This window comes from Catalinimonas locisalis (genome assembly GCF_038039535.1).
GTDB lineage: Bacteria > Bacteroidota > Bacteroidia > Cytophagales > Cyclobacteriaceae > Catalinimonas.
Genome location: NZ_JBBPHP010000001.1, coordinates 72,436 through 98,613 on the forward strand (window position 1 = coordinate 72,436; position 26,178 = coordinate 98,613).

20 protein-coding genes and 1 tRNA gene are annotated in these 26,178 nt (G+C 38.3%); 11 read left to right on the forward strand and 10 right to left on the reverse strand.

The window, feature by feature from the left end; all coding sequences use genetic code 11:
• Window positions 1-17 precede the first annotated feature (17 nt).
• Window positions 18-617 (reverse strand): adenylyl-sulfate kinase, encoded by a 600-nt coding sequence (gene cysC / locus WJR50_RS00335; RefSeq protein WP_341291211.1) that lies wholly within the window; start codon window positions 615-617, stop codon window positions 18-20.
• A 96-nt stretch (window positions 618-713) separates the two neighbouring features.
• Window positions 714-1,598 (reverse strand): peptide chain release factor N(5)-glutamine methyltransferase, encoded by an 885-nt coding sequence (gene prmC / locus WJR50_RS00340; protein ID WP_341291212.1) that lies wholly within the window; start codon window positions 1,596-1,598, stop codon window positions 714-716.
• Between the two features lie 28 nt (window positions 1,599-1,626).
• On the opposite strand from prmC, the gene WJR50_RS00345 reads away from it, so the two are divergent.
• Window positions 1,627-2,625 carry a bifunctional diaminohydroxyphosphoribosylaminopyrimidine deaminase/5-amino-6-(5-phosphoribosylamino)uracil reductase gene (locus tag WJR50_RS00345; protein ID WP_341291213.1) on the forward strand — a complete coding sequence of 333 codons (999 nt, stop codon included), beginning with the start codon at window positions 1,627-1,629 and terminating at the stop codon, window positions 2,623-2,625.
• Here the strand turns inward: WJR50_RS00345 and WJR50_RS00350 are convergent.
• Entirely contained in the window at window positions 2,615-3,247 is a 633-nt protein-coding gene (locus tag WJR50_RS00350; protein WP_341291214.1) for a cytochrome c oxidase subunit 3, read from the reverse strand. The genes WJR50_RS00345 and WJR50_RS00350 overlap by 11 nt on opposite strands.
• Window positions 3,248-3,382: 135 nt before the next feature.
• On the opposite strand from WJR50_RS00350, the gene mfd reads away from it, so the two are divergent.
• Entirely contained in the window at window positions 3,383-6,733 is a 3,351-nt protein-coding gene (gene mfd / locus WJR50_RS00355) for a transcription-repair coupling factor (RefSeq protein ID WP_341291215.1), read from the forward strand.
• A gap of 255 nt (window positions 6,734-6,988) precedes the next feature.
• Window positions 6,989-8,203: a gliding motility lipoprotein GldJ gene (gene gldJ, locus WJR50_RS00360; protein ID WP_341291216.1), complete on the forward strand. Its 1,215-nt coding sequence runs from the start codon at window positions 6,989-6,991 to the stop codon at window positions 8,201-8,203.
• A 50-nt stretch (window positions 8,204-8,253) separates the two neighbouring features.
• Here the strand turns inward: gldJ and WJR50_RS00365 are convergent, their stop codons facing one another.
• Window positions 8,254-8,931: a ComF family protein gene (locus tag WJR50_RS00365; RefSeq protein WP_341291217.1), complete on the reverse strand. Its 678-nt coding sequence runs from the start codon at window positions 8,929-8,931 to the stop codon at window positions 8,254-8,256.
• A 119-nt stretch (window positions 8,932-9,050) separates the two neighbouring features.
• Between WJR50_RS00365 and WJR50_RS00370 the strand changes: the two genes are divergently transcribed.
• From WJR50_RS00370 to WJR50_RS00405, 8 genes are all read left to right on the forward strand, one after another.
• A complete protein-coding gene (locus WJR50_RS00370) occupies window positions 9,051-9,410 on the forward strand; it encodes a hypothetical protein (protein ID WP_341291218.1) in 360 nt (119 codons plus the stop codon).
• A 3-nt stretch (window positions 9,411-9,413) separates the two neighbouring features.
• Window positions 9,414-10,181: an exodeoxyribonuclease III gene (gene xth / locus WJR50_RS00375; protein ID WP_341291219.1), complete on the forward strand. Its 768-nt coding sequence runs from the start codon at window positions 9,414-9,416 to the stop codon at window positions 10,179-10,181.
• 104 nt (window positions 10,182-10,285) lie between these two features.
• Window positions 10,286-13,600, forward strand: a complete 3,315-nt coding sequence (locus tag WJR50_RS00380) for a DUF4175 family protein (protein ID WP_341291220.1) — start codon at window positions 10,286-10,288, stop codon at window positions 13,598-13,600.
• 3 nt (window positions 13,601-13,603) lie between these two features.
• Window positions 13,604-14,005, forward strand: coding sequence for an ATP-binding protein (locus tag WJR50_RS00385; RefSeq protein WP_341291221.1), 402 nt, complete (start codon window positions 13,604-13,606; stop codon window positions 14,003-14,005).
• A gap of 56 nt (window positions 14,006-14,061) precedes the next feature.
• Window positions 14,062-14,463, forward strand: coding sequence for an rRNA maturation RNase YbeY (ybeY, locus tag WJR50_RS00390; RefSeq protein WP_341291839.1), 402 nt, complete (start codon window positions 14,062-14,064; stop codon window positions 14,461-14,463).
• 39 nt (window positions 14,464-14,502) lie between these two features.
• Window positions 14,503-16,365, forward strand: a complete 1,863-nt coding sequence (mnmG, locus tag WJR50_RS00395) for a tRNA uridine-5-carboxymethylaminomethyl(34) synthesis enzyme MnmG (protein WP_341291222.1) — start codon at window positions 14,503-14,505, stop codon at window positions 16,363-16,365.
• 83 nt (window positions 16,366-16,448) lie between these two features.
• Complete coding sequence (locus WJR50_RS00400; RefSeq protein ID WP_341291223.1) at window positions 16,449-18,500, forward strand: Ig-like domain-containing domain; 2,052 nt, start codon at window positions 16,449-16,451, stop codon at window positions 18,498-18,500.
• A 416-nt stretch (window positions 18,501-18,916) separates the two neighbouring features.
• Complete coding sequence (locus WJR50_RS00405; RefSeq protein WP_341291224.1) at window positions 18,917-20,761, forward strand: tetratricopeptide repeat protein; 1,845 nt, start codon at window positions 18,917-18,919, stop codon at window positions 20,759-20,761.
• 59 nt (window positions 20,762-20,820) lie between these two features.
• Here the strand turns inward: WJR50_RS00405 and WJR50_RS00410 are convergent, their stop codons facing one another.
• The 6 genes from WJR50_RS00410 to lysA form a co-directional block, all read right to left on the reverse strand.
• Entirely contained in the window at window positions 20,821-21,837 is a 1,017-nt protein-coding gene (locus WJR50_RS00410; protein ID WP_341291225.1) for a sodium:calcium antiporter, read from the reverse strand.
• Window positions 21,838-21,899: 62 nt separating this feature from the next.
• Complete coding sequence (locus WJR50_RS00415) at window positions 21,900-22,739, reverse strand: hypothetical protein (protein WP_341291226.1); 840 nt, start codon at window positions 22,737-22,739, stop codon at window positions 21,900-21,902.
• A 74-nt stretch (window positions 22,740-22,813) separates the two neighbouring features.
• Window positions 22,814-22,888, reverse strand: a tRNA-Val gene (locus WJR50_RS00420).
• Between the two features lie 47 nt (window positions 22,889-22,935).
• Window positions 22,936-24,030, reverse strand: coding sequence for a S41 family peptidase (locus WJR50_RS00425; protein ID WP_341291227.1), 1,095 nt, complete (start codon window positions 24,028-24,030; stop codon window positions 22,936-22,938).
• Between the two features lie 22 nt (window positions 24,031-24,052).
• Window positions 24,053-24,862 (reverse strand): hypothetical protein, encoded by an 810-nt coding sequence (locus tag WJR50_RS00430; RefSeq protein ID WP_341291228.1) that lies wholly within the window; start codon window positions 24,860-24,862, stop codon window positions 24,053-24,055.
• Between the two features lies 1 nt (window position 24,863).
• Window positions 24,864-26,123, reverse strand: a complete 1,260-nt coding sequence (gene lysA, locus WJR50_RS00435) for a diaminopimelate decarboxylase (protein WP_341291229.1) — start codon at window positions 26,121-26,123, stop codon at window positions 24,864-24,866.
• Window positions 26,124-26,178: the final 55 nt, after the last annotated feature.

Sequence of the window (26,178 nt, forward strand, 5' to 3'; positions counted from 1 at the left end):
ATATTAATTTCTTTATTTTAAACGGATAGTGAAGTAACTTCTAATATTTTGTCAACCAATTGCTGGTGACACTCTTCTATACTCTTTTCTCCTGTTTTCAAACGTAGATCAGGATTTGCTGGTGCTTCAAAAGGAGAGCTGATTCCTGTAAAGTCTTTGATTATACCTTTCCTTGCTTTTGCATACAATCCCTTAACATCCCTTTGTTCACAAACCTCCAATGGACAGTCAATGTATACTTCAAAATAGTTTTCCTCTCCAATGATTTCCTTCGCCATCCTGCGAATACTATGGGTAGGGCTGATCAATGAGCAAATTGTTATGATTCCGCACTGAGCAAAAAGTTTAGATACTTCCGCTGCTCTACGTATATTTTCACGCCTCTCTTCCTCGCTAAATCCCAGATTGTTATTTACGCCAGTACGAAGATTATCCCCATCCAATAATATAGTAAGTTTTTTTTGCTGATGTAGCGTATTCTCTGCTGCTCTCGCTAGGGTGCTTTTTCCTGAACCGGAAAGCCCAACCATCCATATCACTTTTCCTTTCTGTTGAAGAAGCTCTTCTTTATCTTTTTTCTGCAGAATAGTATCAAAAATCGGATAAATATGGTCCAATATTACTTAAGTTAAATTTTTAGTAAAAATAATATAAAAATATCATTATAAAAAAGTAGTGTTCATCAAATTACTACAAAACTAAAGGACTAATCTTTAAAAAGTAAGTTTTGCAGAAATAAACCTGTCTTTTTGCTGCAAGTCTTTCCTGAGATTAATATCCGTAAACCCATATTTATCAAGCAGTTCTGCAACTTCTGTTCCATACATCTCATTAATTTCAAGATATAGGCATCCATTATTATTAAGCAGCGGTTGTCGGGTACAGAGATTGGCTATTTGTCTGTAAAAAAGTAATGGATCATCATCAGATACGAATAAAGCTTGATACGGCTCAAATTCCAAAACGTTTTTTTTCATTTCTAACGCCTCACTTTTTCTTACGTAAGGAGGGTTACTAACGATAATATCAAATGATGATAAACGATTAGCAGTTGGCTTCAATATATCTTCCAAGTACCATCGTATAACTGCCTGATGCTGTTGAGCATTTGCTTTTGCCACTGCCAGAGCTTCTTGACTACTATCAAGTGCATGTATCTCAGGAGAATTAAGTTCCTGACTTAGAGTTATAGCAATGCACCCACTGCCTGTTCCGATATCCAACACTTTCAACCTCGGTTGAGGGTTCTCTTTTATAATAATATCCGTAAGCTCTTCAGTTTCTCTTCTTGGAATTAGCACGGCAGGAGATACATATAATGATCGGCCATAAAAATATGTTTCGCCGATCACATATTGAATAGGTTCATGGTCACAAATACGCGCTATTGCCTTTTCCAATCGATCTTCCTGATGGCTATCCAACTGGATTTGCCTATCCAGTAAGATATCGTTTCTCAGATAGTGAAGATAGTGTTCCATCAGCATTAGAGCCATATACCTGCTTTCTTCTATAGAGTAAATTTCTCCTTTATTATAGTGTATTTGTTGGGTTATGGAATGATATAAAGCTCTAGCGCTATGCAGCTTTTCTTTCATAAGTATTAATTGATACATTAGCAGTGAAATGCCCTGCAAAATTGACCTTTTAAATCGTACTCTGCAACTTGCCTCATCTGGTTTGGGCCAAGTGTCGCCCAATCCACTCTTGGGTTGGGTGCTTGTCTCCGCTCACTCTGAAATAATGGCTGAGGGTTGGGCACCTCAGAAACCTCTTTTATCCATTGATTTTATTGGTGAGTCAAGGGGCCCAGGCACTTTATATGTTAATTCATTGTACGACATTGAGCCAAAGTTTTTTCAAACATTGTCAAATTTTGGGGTAAACAAAATTTGCAGTGCCGGTCCAGTTTCAGCGCCTTTTCAACAAAAGCTTCCTGCGAGCATCACCTGGAAAGATAATCTCATTCCCGAAGTAGAGGCTTTTCTCAACCGAAGGTATCTTAGCTTTTCTTCACAAAAACGTCCATATATTATTCTTAAATGGGCAGAAACAAAGGATGGCTTTGTAGCTCGTAAAAACTACGACTCCAAATGGATTAGTAATACGCATTCCCGCAGATTAGTTCATAAATGGCGTGCTGAGGAAGATGCTATTTTGGTGGGTACCAATACGGCTCATTATGATAATCCAAAACTTAATGTTAGGATGTGGTCTGGTAGGAACCCTGTAAGAATCGCCATCGATAAACACCTCCGGCTTGATAAAAATCTTTCTTTATTTGATGGCTCTCAACCTACTTTATGCTATAATTCACAGATTGACCAAACTCAGAAAAATCTCACTTGGGTAAACATCCCTGCTTCTAATAATCAATTTGAATTTTTTTCGCGCCTGCTTCAAGACTTATGGCAAAGAGATGTTCAATCCGTGATTATAGAAGGAGGTGCTCAACTGCTACATTTTTTGATTGAACATCAATTGTGGGACGAAGCCAGAGTTTTTACCTCTCCGAAAACTTTTGAAAAGGGGATAGCTGCTCCTAAAATTGGACCCTTATTACTTGCCGAAACTTCTTTTATCAGTGATGATATTTTAAGAATATATCACAACACTAGAAGCTAAACAGAAAATAGAAAAATAAAGCTACCCATAGCGCATCTATAAAATGCCAGTAAGTAACCAACATTTCCAGACGTACACGCTGGTATGGATTGGTCACTAAAATCAAAGTTTTTACCGGGTCACGGTAAACGGTACTTATTCGGGTATAAGCCAATGTTAAAAATACTAAGCCCCCTGCTAAGTGCAAAATATGCAAGCCGGAGATGATATAGAGGTATGCCCCTGAATCTTCACCTGTAAGATGTATACCTGACTTATTCAATTCATACCATCCTATGTACTGGCTGATCGTAAATGCAAGCCCCAAGAACAAAGCGATTTCTATTGCTCTTTTTACATCTTTTATCTTATCTTTTTTAAATGCAGGTAAAGCTTTTGAAATAGCGAAACTCGATAGCAACAGCAAAACCAGACTTACCACAAAAGATTTTGGCATGTTGAAATTAATAAAATCTTCTTCCGGACGGCTAAATGTATATGCAGTAATCATAAAGAGAAATACCAAACTACTACCAAAAATGGCCAGGTAAAGTAACATTTTATGAGGATGGATTCTTTCCAGCCGTGCCATAGTACTTTCTCTTCTTTTCTCCTCAGTATTATTTTTATTCTGCTGTCGCATATCAAGCGGGGTGTAAGACGTTGTTAATGATAAAACATAATTGCCCTAGGGTAGTTTTGATATATTTGAAATTAGTAAAGCGCAATCCCATAAATTATCTAATTTTGAGCATTATTTCATCAAATAAATTTTGGCGTGCAGATTCAGACTTTCATTGAACTTTACTCTTCCGACAGTCTTATTCATACCCTTGCTAACCGGATAAAAAATGATTCCGGAGGCTTTATCCAAATTAAAGGATTAGTAGGCAGCCTGGATGCCGTATTGGCTTCCGCTTTATATCAGATACACGCACAGAATCATGTCTTTGTTGTAAGTGATAAAGAAGAAGCCGCTTACTTTCATAATGATTTACAAAATCTGAACCAAAATCAAGAGGTTCTTATTTTTCCTTCTTCCTACAAAAAGCCTTATCAGTTGGAAGAGACTGAGAATGCTAACGTATTAATGCGGGCAGAAATTCTCAATCGTATTAGTAATCCTCTGAACAAAGGTGAATTGATTGTCACTTACCCAGATGCTTTAGCAGAAAAAGTCATTAACAAAAAATCTTTTCAACAGAATACCTTTGCCGTCAAAGCTGGTGATAAACTGGATACGCAGTTCTTAAGTGAGCTGCTGATTTCTTATGACTTTGAAAAAACAGACTTTGTCTACGAAGCTGGGCAGTTTGCTATCCGTGGCGGGATCGTGGATATTTTCTCTTATGCCCACGAAATGCCCTACCGTCTGGAGCTTTTTGGGAATGAGGTTGAAAGTATCCGGATCTTTGACGTTGAAAATCAGCTTTCTCAGGACAAAGTACAGCGCCTGAGCATTATCCCTAATGTACAAACTAAGCTTCTCCAGGAAGAGAGACAATCGTTTATTGATTTTTTACCGGGAGAAAAAACTAAGATTTGGTTCAAGGATTTTGATCAAACGAAAGATATCATTAACCGCTTTTTTGCCAGCGCTGAAGATAATTTTGATAAAATCGTCAGTGCTTCCGGCAATACGCAAGTGATCTCAAAACCAAAAATCCTCTTTGAAACTGCTGAAAGCTTTGAAGAAAGTATTTCAGCCTATACCAAAATTGAATTTGGGAACCGTTTCTACAGCCGTACCGATCAAGTTTTTCAGTTTGAAAGTGAACCACAGCCTTCTTTTAATAAAAACTTTGAACTGCTGGTTGAGAATTTGAGGTCTTTGCACGAGAAGAGCCTACAGGTTTTCATTTCCTCTGACTCTGAGCATCAGATTGAGCGCTTAACCACTATTTTTGAAGAGCTTGATTCTACCGTACATTTTGAGCCTTTGTATGTATCGCTTCGTCAGGGTTTTATTGATAAAACGCTTCAGCTAAGCTGTTATACCGATCATCAGCTATTTGACCGTTTTCACCGATATAAAACACGTACGGCTCATGCTAAATCCAAAGCGTTAACTTTAAAGGAATTGCGCTCTCTCAATACCGGAGATTATGTAGTCCATATTGATCATGGTATTGGTCGCTTTGCTGGTTTGGAAAAGGTAGACGTAGGAGGTAGAGAACAGGAAGCGGTACGCCTGGTTTACCGTGACAATGACCTGCTGTACGTCAGTATTCATTCCCTTCACAAAATCTCTAAATACAGCGGACAAGAAAGCGTACCCCCCTCTATTAGTAAGTTAGGTTCACCTGATTGGGATAACAAAAAGAAGAAAGCGAAGAAAAAGGTTAAAGATATTGCCAAAGATCTCATTAACCTCTATGCCAAGCGAAAAGCTTCACCGGGCTATGCGTTTAAGAAAGATGACTTCCTTCAGGCTGAGTTGGAATCTTCCTTTATGTACGAAGATACGCCCGACCAGGCTAAAGCCACCGAAGATGTAAAATCCGATATGCTCCAACCTTACCCTATGGATAGACTGGTATGCGGAGATGTAGGTTTTGGTAAGACTGAAGTAGCGATTAGGGCAGCTTTCAAAGCTGTTAATGAAGGGAAACAAGTGGCAGTATTAGTGCCCACTACTATTTTGGCCATGCAGCATTACCAGACTTTTAAGGACAGATTGGTTAATTTTCCTATCGCTGTGGAGTATATCAACCGTTTCAAATCCACTAAAAATATCAAGGAAATTCTTAAAGAAGTACATGAAGGTAAAGTAGATATTTTGATTGGTACTCATCGCATTGTCAATAAAGATGTAGTCTTCAAGGATTTAGGGCTGATGATTATTGATGAAGAGCAGAAGTTTGGCGTGAAAGTAAAGGAGCGTCTGAAAGAGCTTAGAGTAAATGTGGATGCACTTACCTTAACTGCCACTCCTATTCCCCGCACATTGCATTTTTCTCTCATGGGAGCACGTGACCTCAGTATCATTTCTACTCCACCTCCCAATCGTAGACCTGTTACTACAGAGATTCATACCTTCAATGAAGCATTAATTCGTGATGCTGTGAGTTTTGAACTAAGACGAGGCGGACAGGTTTTCTTTGTCCACAACCGAGTACAAAATATTGAGGAAGTAGCTAACATCATTCTCCGTCTTGTTCCAGATTCCAGAGTAGCAGTAGCTCATGGTCAAATGGACGGTTCTCGTCTTGAAAGAACGATGCTCAAATTTATCGATGGCGAATATGATGTACTAGTATGTACTAATATTATTGAATCCGGGCTGGATATTTCTAATGCCAACACCATTATCATCAACAATGCCCACATGTTTGGTCTATCAGACTTGCATCAGATGAGGGGTAGGGTAGGACGTTCTAACCGTAAAGCTTTCTGTTATTTACTGGCACCTCCCACTATAGGGCTCACCGCTGATGCTCGTAAGCGCCTTAGTACCTTAGAAGAGTTTTCTGAACTAGGCGATGGTTTTAAAGTAGCCATGAGAGATCTGGACATTCGTGGGGCCGGAAATCTTCTGGGAGCAGAGCAGAGTGGTTTCATTTCAGATCTAGGTTTTGATATGTACCATAAAATTCTGGATGAAACTGTACAGGAACTAAAAGAAACTGATTTTAAGGACTTATTTACTAAAGAGTTAAGTGAATATATTAAACCTTTAGTACAGGACTGCTCTATTGAAACAGATTTGGAAATTCTTATCCCCGAAGAGTACGTAAGCAGTACTACAGAAAGACTTAGTTTATATTCCAAGCTGGACAATATTAAAAATGAAGAAGAGCTTAAAGCTTTTCAGTTAATGCTTGAAGATCGCTTTGGGCCCATACCCGAACAAGTTCAGGAACTGATTTCTACGGTTCGGTTACGATGGAAAGCTGAAAAGCTGGGATTTGAAAAGCTAACGCTCAAAAATGATTCTTTGAAGTGTTACTTTGCTACTTCTGAGAACCAGGAGTACTTCAATTCTGAAACTTTCGGCAAAATATTACAATTTGTCCAACAACATTCTAAGTCTTGTCGACTTAAAGAAACTAAAAAAAGGCTTATTTTGGTTATTCAGAATATTGAAAACACTTACAAAGCTATAGATGTACTTGATGGTATGCTTTAGAATTACAAAATTCTCTCTTAATTGCATACTTTGCAAGGCATTTTATACGTTAGGTGTATAGTCTGCAATGAGGGTGTATTTCTTGGTTATTTTATATTTTAACTTACATACATTAAATTTGTAAGTCTAATTGCTGTTAATATCCTTTTTTTGTTTACAATTTAGTGGCTCAATTATTAACGCAATATCTTTACATAGTTACATGAATAACTAGCTGAAGAGCTTCAAAACTTAGAATATTAATAAACAGGTGTTATGAACAAAACTTGGAAACTGGTCAAAAGCGCATCTCTTGTATGCTGTGGGGTGGCTATTTTATCGTCCTGCAGTAAAACTCATCCTACCAGTGTTAACCCCGGACAGTCAAGTTCCGCAACAGGCATTGAGTACAATGTAGAAGGAAATTTTACATTGGATGAATACAGAGGACAGCCCGAAGCTCCTAACATGGTGTATATTGAGGGCGGAAGATTTGTAATGGGTTCTTTCGAAGAAGATTTAATGGGCACCCGGGATAATCTTGAAAGAACTGTAACTGTTGCTTCATTCTACATGGATCAAACAGAAATTGCCAATATCCACTGGCTTGAATATCTGTTTGACATCAAGCAAGATTCTACCACCGAATTTTATAGATCTTCTTTACCTGATACCACTGTATGGCGCAGAGATCTTGCTTATAATGACCCTTATGTTGATCATTACCTCAGATATCCTGGCTTTCGTTATTTTCCTGTAGTAGGAGTGAGTTGGAGACAAGCCAATGATTACTGTAAGTGGAGAACAGCAGTAGTGAATGAAAAGCTTATTGAAGAAGCCGGAGTTGATATCAATGTTCCTGAAGGTAGCAGGGTACCTTTAGAAACAGGCGTAGTACTTCCTGATTTCCGTTTGCCTACTGAGGCAGAATGGGAATATGCTGCTAAAGCGCTAATAGGAACTCAGTACCTTGATGAGAACCATACCAATCAACGTATTTATCCTTGGGATGGTCACTCTACCCGTAATCCTTATGGCAAAGAGATGGGTTATTTCCTGGCTAACTTCAAGAGAGGACGTGGTGACTATGCTGGTATTGCCGGTAAACTAAATGATGGTGCGATGATCACAGATTACATTTATGAATATCCACCTAACGATTTTGGCTTATATAATATGGCTGGTAACGTAAATGAGTGGGTAATAGACGTATACCGTCCGCTTTCTTTTCAGGACTTCAGTGATTTGAACCCTATTCGTCGTGACGGAACTCTCGACCCTGAAGAAGCATACGATAACGAAGAACATCCGAATTATGCGGGAGACTATAACTCTCTTATTACTAATGAGCTTAGAGTTTATAAGGGAGGATCTTGGGCGGATGTAGCTTACTGGCTATCTCCTGGTACTCGCCGTTATATTGAACAAGATTCTGCCACTGCTACTATAGGTTTCAGATGTGCGATGATCCGTGCGGGTACTAACTACTAAGAGTTAAAATATATTGCTATGGAAGGCTTGGCATTTTGTCAAGCCTTTTTTTATTCTGCTGCTGCTAATGCTCCTACACTTACTTCTTTACAACCTTCTTTCAGTAACAATTCTGCACATTGACTGACAGTAGCTCCGGTGGTTATTACATCATCTACTACCAGTATTCTTTTATCTTTTATCGAGGAAGAATGCTTAACCCCATAGATATTTTCAGTATTGCTAAATCGCTCAGCTCTTCCTTTCTTTGTTTGAGTTTGGGTATTTACTTTCCTAAGTAGGACATCTCCGGACCACTCTATTTGCAAAACCTCTGCTATCCCCTGAGCGATATAATCGGATTGATTGTAGCCTCTTTTCCTTTTCTTCGCTTTATGCAGGGGAACAGGTAATATCAAATCAAACTTATCCTGGTAGCCTGCTTCTATTAGTGCATTACCAAACCATTTTCCTGTAAGTACACCTATTTCTGGTAAGTTTTTGTATTTCAGCTGATGGAGTATTCTTTGCACTCCACTTTTCTTAGTGAATTTGTAATAAGCTAATACAAACTTTACATCCACCAGACCAGAAAATTTTCTTTCCAGATTTACGTTTTTTTGAGATAAACTGTATTTAGGAAGAGTGTTAGCAAATGAAGTAGAAATATATTGTTCTCCTCGCGATAATGGCTGCTTACTTACTACACAGCAATGAGGAAATAGCAACGAAATAAAATCATTCAGCATATTTGGTACGTATATATTTACTCACTGAAGATATCAATTACTTTTCTGTATCATTTTTTACTTTATGATAGGGCATTACAGAAGTAACATTTCTAAACAATGGCGAACAAACAAATTTTATGTATAAGAAAGACTTAGAACTTGAGCGGAAGTGGCATAAGCTTTTAAACAGAGTAGAAGGAATGCTAGGCAAAAAACCCAAAGATCTTAATGGCGTTCTTTTTCTTATAGGGGTTCAAGAGTTAGGAAAAGGTTTTCAGCATTTTTCTAAAGAAGAAAAACAGGATCTGATGCATATCGCAATATGTAAAGTTCTATCTCTTTCTGGCTTCTATATACTAGAAGGAGTAGACCAACAAGGATGGCCTCATTGGAAATTAGTTAAAAAGCTTCCTCACTTTGATTTACTTGATCAGGAAAAGCTTCTGAAAATGCATATTATTGACTATTTTGATCAAGAACTTGGGATAGAAATATAGTACATGAGAATTGTTTCTTATAACGTTAATGGAATTCGGGCAGCAGTCCTTAAAGGTTTAGTAGAGTGGATAGAGGAGGATAAAGCTGACATCATTTGTTTGCAGGAAATCAAAGCACAAGCTGAGCAAATCAATGTTAAAGATTTTGAGGATTTAGGATATCATACTTACTGGATGCCTGCAATCAAAAAAGGCTACAGTGGGGTAGGGATATTAAGTAAAATTAAACCCCAGCATGTAGAGTATGGTTGTGGTATAGATGTGTACGATGCAGAAGGCAGAGTGATTAGGGCGGATTACTCCGGCTATTCTGTGATGAGTGTGTACATGCCTTCTGGTTCAAGTGGGGACATCCGGCAAGATTTCAAAATGAAATGGCTTAGTGATTTTGATCAGTACATTTTATCATTAAAGAATCAACACCCGAATCTTATTGTTAGTGGAGACTATAATATTTGTCATCATCCTATTGATATTCATGATCCTGTAAGAAATAAAAACTCATCTGGCTTTTTGCCTGAAGAAAGACAATGGATGACAGATTTTTTAGAAACCGGCTTTATTGATACATTTCGCTACTTTGATAGCTCTCCTCATCAATATTCCTGGTGGAGCTACCGAGCCCGTGCTCGTGAGAAAAATTTAGGCTGGCGAATTGATTATCATATGGCAACTCAGAGTATGGAGAATCACTTAACAGGTGCATCTATTCTGAGTGAAGTCAAGCACTCTGATCATTGTCCAATTGTGTTGGAACTGAAAGACTTATAGAAAGAGTAATATATTTCTTAATGTAACTTTTTTGTCAAGTTAGCCTGAACTATATATCCTGTTTTATAGGTTCTATACATTTAACCCTTTTCATCTCTAAGCGTATGGCCTCAGAAGCGAACACCAATAACGTAATTACGCAACTTAAGCTTTACAAGAGAAAATTCTATCTCAACAAGCTTGCTCGCGGTAGTATTTATTTTGGAGCAGTGCTTCTTACCATTTATTTGGTAGTAAGCTCTCTAGAGTACACTATCCGTCTCAACTCAATAGGTAGGACCATCCTCTTTTTCCTTTTCGTCTCAGTGTTTCTTTTTATACTGTATAAATGGGTAATTGATCCTCTCATTCGGATATATAATAATAAGAGGCAGATTAGTGACGAAGAGGCAGCAAGGCAAATTGGTGTTTTTTTTCCTGAGGTTAAAGATAAGCTTCTGAATGTTCTTCAGCTACAAAGAAATACCGACATTGATAACACCTTATTAAGTGCGAGTATTGCCCAAAAAACACAGCAAATCTCAGTAGTTTCTTTTCCCGTTGCCATTAATCTTAAGGATAATCTCAAGTACATTAAATATCTGGCTATCCCTGCCATACTGGTTCTTTTCCTGTTTGTTTCTATCCCACAACTGTTTTCTGAGAGTAATAAGCGCCTGGTAAATTTCAATAAAGAGTTTGTACCTGAAGCCCCCTTTACCTTTCAACTTCAAAACGAAACTTTACTAGCGTTTAAAAATGAAGATTTTACAGTTGATCTAGCTATTGAAGGAGAGGCCATTCCTGACAAAGTTTACCTTAATACTGCTGGTCGTAAGTTCCGCATGGCACCTAATGAAGCAGGTGTTTTTCAATATAATTTCCAGAACATTCAGCGTGATGTTAACTTTTCTGTAGAAGCGGCCGGATTTAGTACTGAGGAATATGACATAAATGTAGTAGAGCGCCCTAATTTAAAAGACTTCAGCGTATTTTTGAATTATCCTGATTATTTGGGAAAAGAAGATGAGCGCCTTAATAATGTTGGAAACCTTCAGGTACCTGAAGGAACAAACGTTACCTGGAAGTTTAATGCGCTGGCCTCTGATAGTATGCGTCTGACTTTTGTCAACCAGGAAGAGTCGCATAAACTGGAAGAAGAAACTACTCAGGTTTTTTCTTTTGAGAAACAAATCTTCCAGCCTGACCACTATCAAATTGACTTGAAGAATGAATACAGCTCTAATAAGCAGAATATACGTTATTACCTGGACGTAATTCCGGACCAACACCCTAAAATAAGTCTAGAACAATTTCAGGATACAACCATGTACCAGTTTTTGGTATTGGGAGGCAATGTATCCGATGATTATGGCCTAACGCAACTTGCCCTATATTATAAGTTTGAGAAAGCCGATGAACCTGATAGAGCTGAAAGTAATTATCAAAGAATAAATCTGGGTCTGGATAACAGGCAAAACAATCAGAGTTATTACCATCAGTGGAGAATTGATAGCTTTAATTTACAACCGGGCGATAAAATCCGCTATTTTCTGCAAGTCTGGGACAATGATGCCGTCAACGGATATAAAGCTTCTAAAACATCTTCCTATGTATTCAGTATTCCCGACCGCAAAGCCATTAAAGAGAGCTTGAATAAATCTTCTGAACAAACTCAAACTCAGATTAGCAAGACTGTTCAACAGGCTGAGCAGCTCAAAAAAGATATTGAAGAGGTTGAGAAAAAACTGAGAGGTAAAAAAGAACTATCCTGGCAGGAAAAGCAAAAGCTGGAAGATATTATTAAGAAAAGACAGGAATTGGAGAAAGAGCTTCAGGAGCTAAAAGAGCAGAACGAAGCCACCAATATGAAGCGTGAGCAGTTCAATCAGCAATCCGAAGAGATGCAGGAAAAGATCAATCAGCTGCAAAACCTGATGGATGAACTGTTGGATGAAGAAACGAAGAAACTCTATGAAGAACTTCAAAAAATGCTTGAGGAACAGGCGGAGCTTGATAAGATTCAAAATAAGCTCAGAGAACTAGGTGACAAAGAGCAGAACCTAGAAGAAGAGCTTGAACGTAGTCTTGAACTTTTCAAGCGCATGAAGTTTGATATGAAGCTGGAAGAACTTGAGGATGAACTTTCTGAGAAAGCTGAAGAACAGGAAAAATTAGCTAAAGAATCTGAAAATAAGGAAAACAGCACCGAAGAGCTAAGTGAGCAGCAAGAAGAGATGAACAAAGAGTTTGAGGAGTTTCAAAAAGAAATGGAAGAACTTGAAGAGCTCAATCAGGATCTGAAAAACCCTGCACCTATGCAGGATATGTCTGAAGAAAATCAGCAGATTCAGGAAGAACAGCAAAAGGCAAAAGAATCTTTAGATCAGGGCAAGCGTAAAAAAGCCCAACAATCTCAGAAAAACAGCGCCCAGCAAATGAAAAAGATGGCGCAGAAGATGCAGCAAATGCAGCAGAGTATGGAGATGGAAATGCTACAAGAAAACATGGATAATCTTCGTAATATTCTGGATAACCTGATTACCCTTTCATTTGATCAGGAAGATATTATGAAGTCTTTCCGTGATGTAAAACAAAATGACCCTCGCTTTATAGATCTTTCTCAGGAACAACTCAAAATAAGAGATGACGCACAGGTGATCGAGGACAGCCTTTTGTCTCTTGCTGAACGTGTATTTCAGATTCAATCCTTTATCACGCGTGAAGTAAAAGACATGAATCAATACATGGAGGAAAGCATGGAAGCACTGAAGGAAAGGCAACAATATAAGGCCATTAGCAAACAGCAGTTTACTATGACCTCTATGAATAATTTGGCACTGCTGCTTAATGATGTACTAAGCCAGATGCAGCAACAAATGGCTGATGCTATGGGTAACCCCCAGAAAAAACCTGGACAATCACAGCAGAACATGAATATGAGTGAGCTTCAGCGTCAGTTAAATGAGCAAATTGATCAGCTTAGAAAAAGTGGTAAATCTGGTAGAGCTCTTTCAGAAGAACTTGCTAAGTTAGCAGCCGAACAGGAAAAAATTCGTAAGATGATGCAAGAGATGAAAGAGTCTGATGAAGAGGGTGGAGGAGGCACTGGTGATGAACTCTCCAAAAAAATGGAAGAGACAGAAACAGATTTAGTTAATAAGAAGTTAACCTCTGAGCTAGTAGAACGTCAGAAAGAAATAATGACACGCTTACTGGAAGTAGAAAAGTCTATGCGTGAACAGGAACTTGATGATGAAAGAAAAGGGGAGACTGCCAAAAGCGAGTATGAGCGTAAAGCTTCCGAAAGTTTTGAGGAATATATTAAGACAAAAAAACAAGAAATAGAGCTTCTAAAGACAGTCCCTGTTCGATTAAATCCGTATTATAAAAATGAGGCTAATAAATATTTCCAACGATTAAACAATAATTCAAAATAAAGAATGAACTCCATAAACATTGAAATCCCCTCTCTGTCTGAAAACATCCGAATGATTGAGAGCTTTATAGACAATGCCAAAGAACGCTTTAATTTGAATGATGATATTTATGGGAATATCATGATAGCGGTCACTGAATCTGTACACAACGCTATCCGCCATGGCAATCAGGGGGATGCCAAGAAGAATGTTAGCCTCTCCCTTTCTCTTCTGGATGATGCCATTAGGTTTACGGTCCGAGATGAAGGAAAAGGATTTGATTATGACAACCTTCCAGACCCTACCTCACCTGAAAATATTGAGAATCCTGGTGGCCGGGGTATCTTTTTGATGAAGCACTTATCTGATGAAGTTAATTTTCTCAACAATGGACAGGTAGTTGAGCTTATTTTCTATATCAACTGATTATTAATTTTTCTTCTCTATTGGTTCATTTTTTTACTGAGGATATTGAATTTGATTTGAGTATCCTTTCTTCTACTTCTTCTTGGATTAACAAAGCAATTTTGAATGAAGGGTTTCAACTGGAGAACCTCAACTATATTTTTTGCTCTGATGCTTATCTTCTCCAGATCAATATCACTTATTTACAACATGACTACTACACTGACATTATCACCTTTGATAATAGTGAATCTTCTAAGCTAATTGATGGAGACATTTTCATCAGCACTGATAGAGTTCTGGATAATTCTCAAGCTGAGCAAACTACTTTTTTCCAAGAGTTGTTGAGAGTTATCATTCACGGTGCTCTCCACTTGATGGGGTACGACGATAAAGATGATATTTCTAAAAGTAGCATGAGGAAGATGGAAGACAAATATTTAGATTTGTACTTTCAGGATTTTCACAAATCTGAATAATGTTCCACGTGAAACGTTTTTAAATTTTACTATCCTATTATGTTTCAAGAATACGACGTGATCGTAGTGGGAGCAGGGCATGCAGGAAACGAAGCTGCCGCTGCATCCGCTAAGATGGGATCAAAAACACTCCTTATTACTATGGATATGACTAAAATTGGTCAGATGTCCTGTAACCCAGCGATGGGAGGAGTTGCAAAAGGACAAATTGTAAGAGAGATAGATGCGTTGGGTGGCTATTCAGGCATTGTGTCTGACAAATCCATGATACAATTCAGAATGCTCAACCGCTCCAAAGGACCTGCAATGTGGAGTCCTCGTACCCAAAACGATAGAATGAGATTTGGCGAAGAGTGGCGAACGGCTTTGGAAGGGATTAGAAATCTGGATTTCTGGCAGGAAATGGTAACTGGAATTCTGGTAGAAAAAGATAACGTAGTTGGTGTAAAAACTAGCATAGGCTTAGAGATCAAAGCCAAATCAGTAGTGCTTACCAATGGGACTTTTCTTAATGGGCTTATCCATATTGGTGAAAAACAAATGGGTGGGGGAAGATCAGGAGAAAGAGCTTCAAAAGGAATTACTGAACAACTGCAAAATTTAGGATTTGAGTCAGGACGGATGAAGACCGGTACTCCTCCCAGGATAGATGGAAGGTCACTTGACTACTCAAAAATGGAAGAGCAAAAAGGGGATGAAAATCCAGGTAAGTTTTCATTTACTGATATTGCTCCTCCGGAAGTTCAAAGAAGCTGCTACATTACTTACACTAATACCAATGTTCACGAAATACTGGAAACAGGCTTTGACCGTTCACCCATGTTCAATGGGAGAATAAGAGGGCAGGGGCCAAGATATTGCCCATCTATTGAAGACAAAATCAATAGGTTTAAAGAAAGAGAAAGGCATCAGATATTTGTAGAACCAGAAGGATGGCATACAGTAGAAGTATACGTGAATGGATTTTCTACCTCATTACCTGAAGATGTACAATACAAAGCAATTCAACAAATACCGGGTTTTGAAAAAGCTAAACTTTTTCGCCCGGGCTATGCGATAGAGTATGATTACTTTCCGCCAACCCAGCTCAAACTCACCCTGGAAACTAAATTGATTAATAATTTATTTTTTGCAGGACAGATAAATGGTACTACTGGATATGAGGAAGCGGCTTGTCAGGGCATGATGGCTGGGATTAATGCACACAACAAAGTGCATGAAAAAGAAGGCTTTATTTTGAAACGATCTGAAGCCTATATTGGTGTATTGATAGATGACCTGGTAAATAAAGGTACAGAAGAACCTTATCGTATGTTTACCTCTCGTGCAGAATTCCGCCTTCTACTAAGGCAGGATAATGCAGACTTACGTCTAAGTGAGAAGGCCCATACATTAGGCTTAATTGGTGATGACCGTCTATCCAAAGTATATGACAAACGAAGAGACATTGAACGTGTACTTGAAGAAATTAAGGGCCTCAAGGCTTCACCTGAGGAGCATAATGAAGGTCTGGATGAACTCAATACCGCTTTGCTTAAAGAAAAAATTTCTATCCAAAAATTACTCAAGCGACCTGAAATTGGAATTGCCAACCTGAGAAAGCTTGATAAGGAACTAGATATATATTTCTCTGCCTATGAGCAAGAGGTACTAGAGCAGGTAGAAATTCTTACCAAATATGAGACTTACTTAGAAAAAGAAAAAGCGCATGCCGAGAAAGTAGAAAGCCTGGAAAATTATAGAATACCAGAAAGCTTTGATTATGCCAAAGTCAAAGCACTGTCTGCTGAGGCAACAGAAAAGCTTGACCGAATCAGGCCAACAACTATCGGACAAGCTTCCAGAATAAGTGGGGTATCCCCGGCTGATATATCTATAATAATGATATATTTGGGGAAATAAGATAATTCGTATTTTGACATACAAAGTGCCTGTTTTACACGTTAAAAACAGGCACTTTTTGTTTTAGCAGGAATTAATAAATTATGAGAATAAAAAATATTTGCCTTTGTATTTTCTGGGGTATACTAATAGTCATTGGCTCATGCGCCAGAAGAGGGGTTCCTACCGGAGGTCCCAGAGATACTATTCCTCCTACACTCGTCAATATGTATCCACCATTGGAAACTGTAAATTTTGATGATGACGAAATCTACCTTGAATTTGATGAGTATGTAGAAGCAAGATCCCTTAAGCAAGATATTATAATCAATCCGCCGGTTGAGGATTTTGACTTCTATGTAAACCGGCAATCAGTAGTGGTAGAATTGAATGAAGATCTTCAGGAAAACACCACCTATACATTCAATTTCAGAGATGCCATTAAAGATATTTCTGAACAGAATCCTGCCGACAATATTATCATGGCTTTTAGCACGGGCAGCCAAATTGACTCTTTTCAAGTGCAGGGAAGAGTTACAGATTTATTAACTGATAAGCCTGGAGAAGATATTTTGGTCGCATTATATCCAGAGGGTGATACTTTAACTCCTTTTGAGGACCCTCCCATGTATCTCACCAAAACAGATGAAGAAGGTAATTATGCTATCCGCTATATCAAAGTAGGTACTTATAAGATATTTGCATACAATGATAAAAATAATAATCTGAAAATAGATTCTAATACTGAAGCCTTCGGCTTTGAAGCAAACCCTATAGCGTTACTTCCAGAAGATGCTAACCCGATTGCACCTCCTGACTCAGTGGGTGGAGTCAAAGATAGCACACTATTACCTCAAAAAACTTTGTATGGAAAGACTGTAAACTTAAAGTTATTTAACCAAGATGTGCGAAAAATAGAAATCCAAAGTGCAAGAGCTAATGGAAAATATTTTGAGATTAAGACAAACAAAGGCATAATGGATTATGAACTGAGCATAGACCAAGATGACCTAGAGGAAAGTTCGCTCCAATATTTAGACTCCCTCAATCCTGAACTACCAAGAGATACTACGAGATATGTGTACAGCAACTTTCAGGACAATCATAAAACAATCAGGCTGTACCAGACTATAAACCAGGACAGTTTAAGAGCTTATCTTAGTGTGCAAGATTCTATAGGTCAGTTTAAAGAAGATACGCTCTACATTAAATTTACTGAGACAAGGAGAGAGAAAGAACAATTAAGACAAAATTTTTCTTCAAAAAGTGATATAATAAATAATATTAGTGCAAATATTGAATTTAGTAAACCTATAGCCAAAGTCAGTACAGACAGCATTCTCTTAAGCTATGACACTCTGTTTTACCTTCCTCTTAATTATGACGAGCTCTTACAATGGAATGAAAGATTAGATAAAGTAAGTCTACAAAAGGAAATTAATAAAAACCACTTGATAGATTCGTTAATCTCTTATCTACAAGAAAGAGATAGTACAGCATTCATTGAATTGCAAAATCAAAATCGGCTTTACTTGGATAGTCTTCAAGGCGCTGAGGAGGTGGAGGAAAAACTAGAATATTTCAATGTTTTAACTCAAAACATGTCTTCTTTACAAGCAGTAAATGACACTTTGAAAAAAGTAGAAGATGTCACTATCAAGAATAGCATACTGAGTCAGCTGGCCGATACCCTAGATATAAGTACACAAACATTTGAACCCGTAGCCTATGATCGTGAAGAATTACGTAATTCACTTAAGCCACTAGTACTTTATATCTCAGGCGGTAGTTTTATGACTATAGAAAATGACAGTAGCCAGCGAATAATACAAAGATTCAATTTCAAAAAACCCTCCGAAAATGGCACAATTACTGGTACCATTTCTACAGCATATGAAAGCTATACTATACAACTGCTCAACAATAATTTTGAAGTTGTAACAGAAACACAACCTGCCAATAGTTCATACTCTTTTGAACTTATTCCTCCGGGAGAATACCATATTCGTATACTGGTAGATGAAAACCAAAATGGTGAATGGGACAAAGCAAACATTCTGGAGAACCGAAATTCTGAACCCGTCTACTTTTATACTGAAGAAGAAGTAATTGATTTGAGGGCTAATTGGAGCCGAGAAATCAACTTAGCCTTTTAAGTTATCCACAATATCGAGTGAATAACATGTGGATACCCCGGTTATTCGATGTGGAAAATAACCTAGTTATTCACTCGATAACTTTCCTGACAACCTATCTTTCTTCTATCAACAGTTAAAGAATAATTATTAACAATGTTATGCACAGTGTTAATCACTAAAAAAGTTATTCACATATTAGTTAACATTTTATAAAATACTTCATAACTTGCTGTAATTCAATAAATTAATTGTGGATAAGTGTGTTAATAACCTCGAAATAATCGAACAGGTTATGAAAGGTCGTGGATAACAACTAAGCTTATTCTAAGTTTTCCACTTATTCACACAGTAATAAATAATAATAGTTCGATTTAAATAATCTTTCGATAATATAGTATGTTAGTGAATAGGTTAGAATCCATAACTCGATACTCATGAAAATAAATCAACCTCTAACATTTGTTATTCTTTTGTTATCGACTATTTTAGCTTTCTCAGTACAAGCGCAAGATGAGGAGCAAATAGAACTTGCTCAGCAATACGATGATAAAGGAGAAGTAGAAAAAGCTAAGTCGATATATGACGATTTGGCAGACAAGAAAAAATTGATACCCGTAATTCATAGCCGATACTTTAGGTTGTTGGTGAATAATGGATATCTGGATGAAGCAGAAAAATATGTTAACAAAGCCCTTAAGTCTTATCCCGAGAATATTATCTACCGGCTGGATGCCGGCATCTTACAAATGCGTATGGGAGAAGATGATAAGGCTGAAAAATATTTTGATGAAGTACTCAATGAAGTTCAGGCTGATCCTTACAAGGTGCGTCTGGTGGCTACGCACTTTATCAAAAGTGATATGCTTGAAAAAGCTATTGAGTACTATGAGGAGGGTAGGCGAGCCAGTAACGATCCTAACCTTTTTGCTTTGGAACTTGCCAATGTTTACCGTCGGCTTAACGAGAAAGACAAGATGGTACTGGAGTATCTCAAATATGCCGATGAAGATGAAGCCAGGATAAGTTATGTGAAAAATGTACTACAGAACATACTTACCGAAGAAGAGGATCTGCAGAGCTTATCAGACATGTTGCTCAATAAAATCCAGGAAGAGCCCGATAAGCAGCTGTACAATGAACTCCTTATCTGGATTAATCTACAGCAGAAAAACTTTTACGGAGCATTTATGCAAGCCAGGGCCATAGATAGAAGAAACAGATCAGAAGGAGAAAGAGTCATGGATGTGGCTAGCATTGCGCTGGAAAACCAGGATTATGAGAATGCGCTGAAGATGTATGATTACATCATTGAAAAATACCCTCGCACTTCTAATTATGTATCTGCAAGACGGTATAAAATTAAAGCCAGGGAAGAAATGGTTAAAAACCGTTACCCCGTAGCACAAGAGGATATCATCAAGCTGATTGAAGATTACCAGAATTTTATTGATGAAAGCAGCAAGTCGGCCATCGGACCTAGTCATGCTACTTTAGAAGCCATGCGAAGTCAGGCATTGTTGTATGCATTTTACCTGGATGAAAAGGATAGAGCAATTGAAGCGCTGAATAGGGTGGCCCAGCATCCAAAAGCCAGTAGAGAGTTAAGAGCAAGGTGCAAATTAGACATGGGAGATATTTACTTGTTGATAGACCAGCCATGGGAATCCACACTTTTATATTCTCAGGTAGAAAAAGACTATAAAGAAGAACCGGTGGGGTATGAGGCTAAGCTAAGAAACGCCAAACTATCTTATTACAAAGGAGAGTTTGAACTAGCTCAAGGCCATTTAGATGTGCTTAAACTAGCTACTACTCGTGAGATAGCTAATGATGCAATGTCGCTGAGCCTGCTTATACAAAATAACACAGCGCTGGATACCACTGAGTCGGCAATGCAGGACTATGCCAATGTGGAGCTACTATTGTTTCAAAATAAACAAGATAAAGCATTGGCCAAACTGGATAGTATGCTTAACCTATATGAAAATCATGAATTAGCAGATGAGATCCACTGGCTTATGGCCAATATAGATATGAAACTGGGTAATTTTGAAGCATCTTTAAATCATCTAGATGTTATTACCCAATCTTTTGGGTACGATATATTGGGAGATAATGCATTATATATGACTGGAAAAATTTACGAGGAACAGCTTCAGGAAGAGGATAAAGCTATGGAAGTTTACACTACCTTCCTGAGAGAGCATCCAGGGAGCGTATATATTGCTGATGTACGCAAAAGACTTCGCAATCTGAGGGGTGATTTTAGTGTCAATTGACAGCAGAAACTTTTAACAAATTAAACCCGCTTACTTTAGATAATAAGCGGGTTTTTTTATTACATCAGATAGAGTAAAATATAGCCGCTAATAAAAATAAAAATGGAAAGAATACTTTCCCATCCAACACGGCCTATACCATATTTCTGTCGGTGAAGCAGACCCATCAATAATACAGTAGTCAGTAATATGGTAAGAGAAATAATAAACAACTGCGAATTTGTAGCAGCATGGTAGATGGAGTCCTCCTGATAAGCGATATCTGCGAAAGCGAGAAATAAAACATCAAAGCTATTGCCACCGATAATGTTACTTACTGCCAGAGTAAGTGCTCCTTGTCTTACTGCTGAAACAGATACCACCAGCTCGGGCAAGGAAGTAGCTACAGAAGTAAAAAGAGCTCCCATAAATGAAGCGGATACACCCGATTTTTCAGTAATAAGAATACCTATCTGAGCGATGTAATAGCCTGCAAAGCCTACCACTATGGCTAAAACTACGAAACGCACAAGCAGCCAACCCATACTTACTCCTTCTTGATTGTCATCATCAGGTACATCTTCCACAGTTTCTGAGGTATCAGAGGGCTCCCACATAGGATGCTTTTTTGCTTGTGAAATCAAGCGGGTCCCAAATACATAAATTGCAATTAACACGAGCGATGCAGGATGAGTACCGATTACAGTAAAGGAATTTGTAGACATCACTAAAATCACAAAGCCGAGCATACCGATCAGTAACACTCCTTGTAATAAATTGGTGAATGAGGCAGATGCATGTTCTAAATTAGCGCGAGGATAAGCAATATCAGCAACCGCTAAAAAAACTGTCTGAGCTGCGATGCCCCCTACAGCATTACTAAAAGCTAACTCAGGCTGACCTTCGTAAGCTGCGGTAACAGAAGTAACGATTCCTGAAATAGAAGTAATAGCGCCTAATAAAATACCCCCGACCAGGGCTTCACCGAAGCCTGTCAGGTCAGCAAGTTGATCAGCAGCCTTAGTCAGATGTGTGCCGGCGAAACCTACTACTGCAGCTAAACCGATAAAAATTACAATTGCCAGCCATAAACTCATAGTTGAAAAAATTAGTCACAAATGTAATGGTGACAAAGCAGACAATAAATTGTTTAGAAAAACTATATAAAAAACCAATATAGGATCAGAAGTAGTATTACTGCGAAGAGGATTACCGCAATAATCCAGTTACGTACATGTTTACGTAATCCAATTGAAGCTACTTTACCATTTTGCACAGTGATATACCGACGCTTGCTTAAAAGGTAAATTCCTTCTACCGGAGACATCCCGTTAACTATTACAGTATCCCCTTCAGAAATATCCTCAGGGTCTTGCTGCTCTATTTCAATCTTACGGTTATTATAATTGTATTGAGTCATTTGCAAAATAGCCTGAATTTTTCCTTTGGCTACTTCCAGTATCTGACTATCATTCTTCAGATAATATTTACCAGGAGGAGCGGGCTGCCCACCCACAATAGTTACTCGATTACCTACCACTGGAAAATTGGTATCATAATCACGTTCAGCTTCCAGGAAAGTACCATCAGCAAGTTCCAGCTTGAGGATATTATGTTTGCGATAACGGAGCTTTTCTAAATACCCCTGAACATCTAGATCAGGCAATACGTTTTCGTTGGCAAGCGTAAGATACTCATTATCCTTACCATCTACTTTCAGGATCAAAACCGCTTTGTCTAGAAAACCTTTGTTGTACAGAAATTTACCATTTTCCCTATTGATCAGGAAAGAATGCGCTTCCTCAAGAAACTCCCATCTTCCCATTTCTACCTTACCCTCTTTGGAAATAATAAGATCGTGATTTTTCTTAAAAATAAATTTTTCTTTATCCTGTCCCACTGAAACCCAAGGCTTATCCAGAATAGATGAGGTTTTGTCCAGACTGATGCTGAAATCCAGAATCACGGGAAATACTTTTTTGACGTAATCTTTAATCATAGCTGAGTAGTAATTCGCTATGAAGATAAAAAAAAAGCTTCACATGAAAAGGTGTGAAGCAAGCTGAAAAAAAGTGGGACGTACTGGATTCGAACCAGTGACCTCTGCCCTGTCAAGGCAGCGCTCTAAACCAACTGAGCTAACGTCCCAGAGGTGGTAAATATACTATTTCTATCAATCTGACAAAAAATATTATTCAAGGAATAGTGGGTTGTACTCTTTGGCCCTGTTGTTGAGCTCTTGTATAGGCAACATTAATAATCTCAAAAGCTCTTTCTATCAATGTGTCTTTGCCTTCATCCATGTCTTCTTTCCTCATGTCTATTTTTAGGTCAGGGGCTACCCCGTCTTCTATGTTTTCTCCACTTACAGTAGTAGTTACTGTAGAAGAAAAGCGGTAGCGCCATCCATTAGGTAACTCCCGGTTGATAGGGAGCCCACCTCCGCCACCAGTGCTATCGCCTACTACCAATACATTGGGAAAGTTTTTCATGATCTGTACAAAAAAATTGGTGGCACTGTAGCATGAGCGATTGGTGAGAATGACTACCGGAGCTTTATATTGATAGTCACCCTCAGGTTCTACATATTTTTCAATAGGATCAGTAAGGTCATTGTGTCCCGGACCATTTTTATATTGCCAGTAATGAACAAGCCTCTTTTCATCAGCGAAACGTCCCACAATATTTTCAACATTACTCAATGAGCCTCCTCCATTATTGCGCACATCAATGACTAAACCTTTGATGATCACAGTATCGCTTTCGTTTTCTACCCGGCTGGAATATTTGGTGACAATATAATCTACCAATGACTCACTAACATCATTTTCAAAACTGGAGTAGTAAACATAGCCTATAGAGTCAATTACCCGGTTGCGGAAAGGGCCGGAAATCTCATAGTCGTCACCCAGATAGTTTCTCTCAATGATTGAATAATCAAAATTTTGAGGATAATCTAGATACCACTGCCAGTTACGGGCCAGGTCAAAACCCGCCTGTAGGTTTACGTGTCCATCACGCAAGACGTATAGCATATCTGCCAGTACATTAAATAGTGAATCCCTGCGCATACCATCTTCTACACGGGGACGGTTAGCGGCATATACTGCATCCCAATCAATATTTTTAAAATCAAAAAACGTATAATTCTCATCTACGGTGGTCCAGAATGAATGGAATACATCTACTGCATTATCTTCATACTCTTCATTGATCAGTACTTCCTCGCAGGAGACGCAAAATATGCTGATCAAAATAGTACCCAATATACTGATAGAAAATGCTTTCATAGTTTCTACAATTAACGGTGCCTCAGAAATTAAACATAGTAGAAAAAGTAATATTGTGCGAAGCAGATTGTGTAATCCGGGGCTCACTATAGCGTAGATAATTCCACTCGTAGCTCAAGCGGATACGGTTGGGATTATTTTTAAAAAAGTATTCCAGGGCAAAGGTATTACTGTAGCGGAAAAATTTATTCAGTGACACCAGCTTACTGCTTTCCACAAGCTGCCTGAAGGTATCATCACGCTCATCGTCCAGAAAACCAAAGAAGTTGCTGGAGCCGTAAGAGGGACGCATAGCTACAGAAAGAATAGGAAGATAAGCAGACCCTATTAATTTAAAGTCTCTGTTAAACAGGTTAAAGTTATATACTAAAGAAGTCCGAGGGCTAAGAGATCCATATACACTATTGTTAAAAGCATTATTGTTAAAATTTCTATGCTGAAATAATGTCCATAATGCATTAAAGGAGCCTCCTACATGCCATTCCAGACGATCTTGCCAAATATTTTTTAGTTTTTTTTCGTAGCTATAGTTTCCTTCAAAACGATAATACGTTAAATAGGCAAGGCTGGTACTATTAGTGAGTTCGCCTATATCAAAACGAAAATCCAGATGATCCATTACCTTTTCGCTTCGCCTATGATACTGAGCAGCTACTGAACCTGCATATCCACGATAAACGATGGTAGAAAAACTTTTATCATAAGAGACAGGTGCCGTAAAACCCCCTCCAATGTTGATATAATGAACAAATTTTTTCTCTTCTTGAGCGTAAGCAAAAGAACAGTAAGCAAAAGTCAGAAGGAGAAATAATAGGGAACGGATTTTTATCATATTATATGTCTATGATAATCTGATTTTTTAATAAATCATCAAGCGTTTCTCGCTGACGGATCAGGTGGGCTTTGCCCTGATAAATCATCACTTCAGCCGGACGGCGGCGAGAATTATAATTGGAAGCCATGCTAAAACCATAGGCTCCGGCATTTTTGATAGACAAAATATCTCCCGGACGCACCTCATTCAGCTCACGATCGCTACCAAAAGTATCAGTTTCGCAGATATATCCTACCACATGGTACTTCTTTTTAGGTCCATCAGGATTAGAAATATTTTCAATGTGCTGGTAAGCATCATAAAACATAGGACGAATCAGGTGATTGAAGCCAGAATCCACGCCCACAAAAGTCACGGCAGGGTTCTCCTTTACCACATTTACTTTTGCTAAAAACTGACCGGCTTCACTGACCAGAATTTTACCGGGCTCCAGCCACATCTCCAGAGGCTTGCCATAATCTTCACAAAATTCAAGAAACTTATCCTGCAAGCGATTAGCCAGTTCCTGCAGATTGGTAGATTTATCCTCCTGATGATAGTTGATTTTGAACCCACTACCAAAGTCAATGAAACGCAGGTTTGAAAAATGTCTTGCCACTTCAAAGACTACTTCCGCACTCATCAGAAACACATCCACATCCAGAATATCGGAGCCAGTATGCACATGTACGCCGCTGATATCTATATCATTCTTTTCCACAATCTCAACCAGTTCACGCACCTGTAATGCAGAAATCCCGAATTTAGAATAGCTATGGCCTACAGAAATCTTGGTGTTTCCACCCGCCATAATGTTAGGATTGATGCGCACACAGCAAGACACAGTATTGCCATAGGTTTTGCCAAACTGTTCCAGCATGGGGAGATTATCAATGTTGATGGCTACCCCAAGTTCTACCGCTTCCTGTATTTCTTCAAAGCTCACACAATTGGGTGTATAGGAAATTTCCTGCGGAGCAAAACCTGCCTTAATTCCCAAATGTGCTTCTTCAATAGATACCACATCCAGGCCAATGCCTTGTGCTTTGACCAGCTTAAGCACCGATAAATTAGTTAGGGATTTGGCCGCATATTTGATTTGTAAAGGTGTCCTTGAAAAAAGGTTGCGTAGCATGTTAATCTGCTGTACTATTTTGTCAGCATCATATACATAAAGTGGAGTACCAAACTCTTTACATACATCAAGCAAATCAATGCCCTGAATGGTATTCAATGTTAACGGTGTTTTATTATAAAATGTATCAGTAATTGTTTCCATCGCTTATATAAATAACAAATATAGCCGAAGAAAGGCGAAAAGGTGATACGATTAA

Excerpts from the sequence above, each read along its gene's own strand:
- prmC (WP_341291212.1), bottom strand. The coding sequence starts at position 1,598 with ATGAAAGAAAAGCTGCATAGCGCTAGAGCTTTATATCATTCCATAACC.
- WJR50_RS00345 (WP_341291213.1), top strand. The coding sequence starts at position 1,627 with ATGCCCTGCAAAATTGACCTTTTAAATCGTACTCTGCAACTTGCCTCA.
- WJR50_RS00350 (WP_341291214.1), bottom strand. The coding sequence starts at position 3,247 with ATGCGACAGCAGAATAAAAATAATACTGAGGAGAAAAGAAGAGAAAGT.
- gldJ (WP_341291216.1), top strand. The coding sequence starts at position 6,989 with ATGAACAAAACTTGGAAACTGGTCAAAAGCGCATCTCTTGTATGCTGT.
- WJR50_RS00365 (WP_341291217.1), bottom strand. The coding sequence starts at position 8,931 with ATGCTGAATGATTTTATTTCGTTGCTATTTCCTCATTGCTGTGTAGTA.
- WJR50_RS00370 (WP_341291218.1), top strand. The coding sequence starts at position 9,051 with ATGTATAAGAAAGACTTAGAACTTGAGCGGAAGTGGCATAAGCTTTTA.
- xth (WP_341291219.1), top strand. The coding sequence starts at position 9,414 with ATGAGAATTGTTTCTTATAACGTTAATGGAATTCGGGCAGCAGTCCTT.
- WJR50_RS00380 (WP_341291220.1), top strand. The coding sequence starts at position 10,286 with ATGGCCTCAGAAGCGAACACCAATAACGTAATTACGCAACTTAAGCTT.
- WJR50_RS00385 (WP_341291221.1), top strand. The coding sequence starts at position 13,604 with ATGAACTCCATAAACATTGAAATCCCCTCTCTGTCTGAAAACATCCGA.
- mnmG (WP_341291222.1), top strand. The coding sequence starts at position 14,503 with ATGTTTCAAGAATACGACGTGATCGTAGTGGGAGCAGGGCATGCAGGA.
- WJR50_RS00400 (WP_341291223.1), top strand. The coding sequence starts at position 16,449 with ATGAGAATAAAAAATATTTGCCTTTGTATTTTCTGGGGTATACTAATA.
- WJR50_RS00405 (WP_341291224.1), top strand. The coding sequence starts at position 18,917 with ATGAAAATAAATCAACCTCTAACATTTGTTATTCTTTTGTTATCGACT.
- WJR50_RS00410 (WP_341291225.1), bottom strand. The coding sequence starts at position 21,837 with ATGAGTTTATGGCTGGCAATTGTAATTTTTATCGGTTTAGCTGCAGTA.
- WJR50_RS00415 (WP_341291226.1), bottom strand. The coding sequence starts at position 22,739 with ATGATTAAAGATTACGTCAAAAAAGTATTTCCCGTGATTCTGGATTTC.
- WJR50_RS00425 (WP_341291227.1), bottom strand. The coding sequence starts at position 24,030 with ATGAAAGCATTTTCTATCAGTATATTGGGTACTATTTTGATCAGCATA.
- WJR50_RS00430 (WP_341291228.1), bottom strand. The coding sequence starts at position 24,862 with ATGATAAAAATCCGTTCCCTATTATTTCTCCTTCTGACTTTTGCTTAC.
- lysA (WP_341291229.1), bottom strand. The coding sequence starts at position 26,123 with ATGGAAACAATTACTGATACATTTTATAATAAAACACCGTTAACATTG.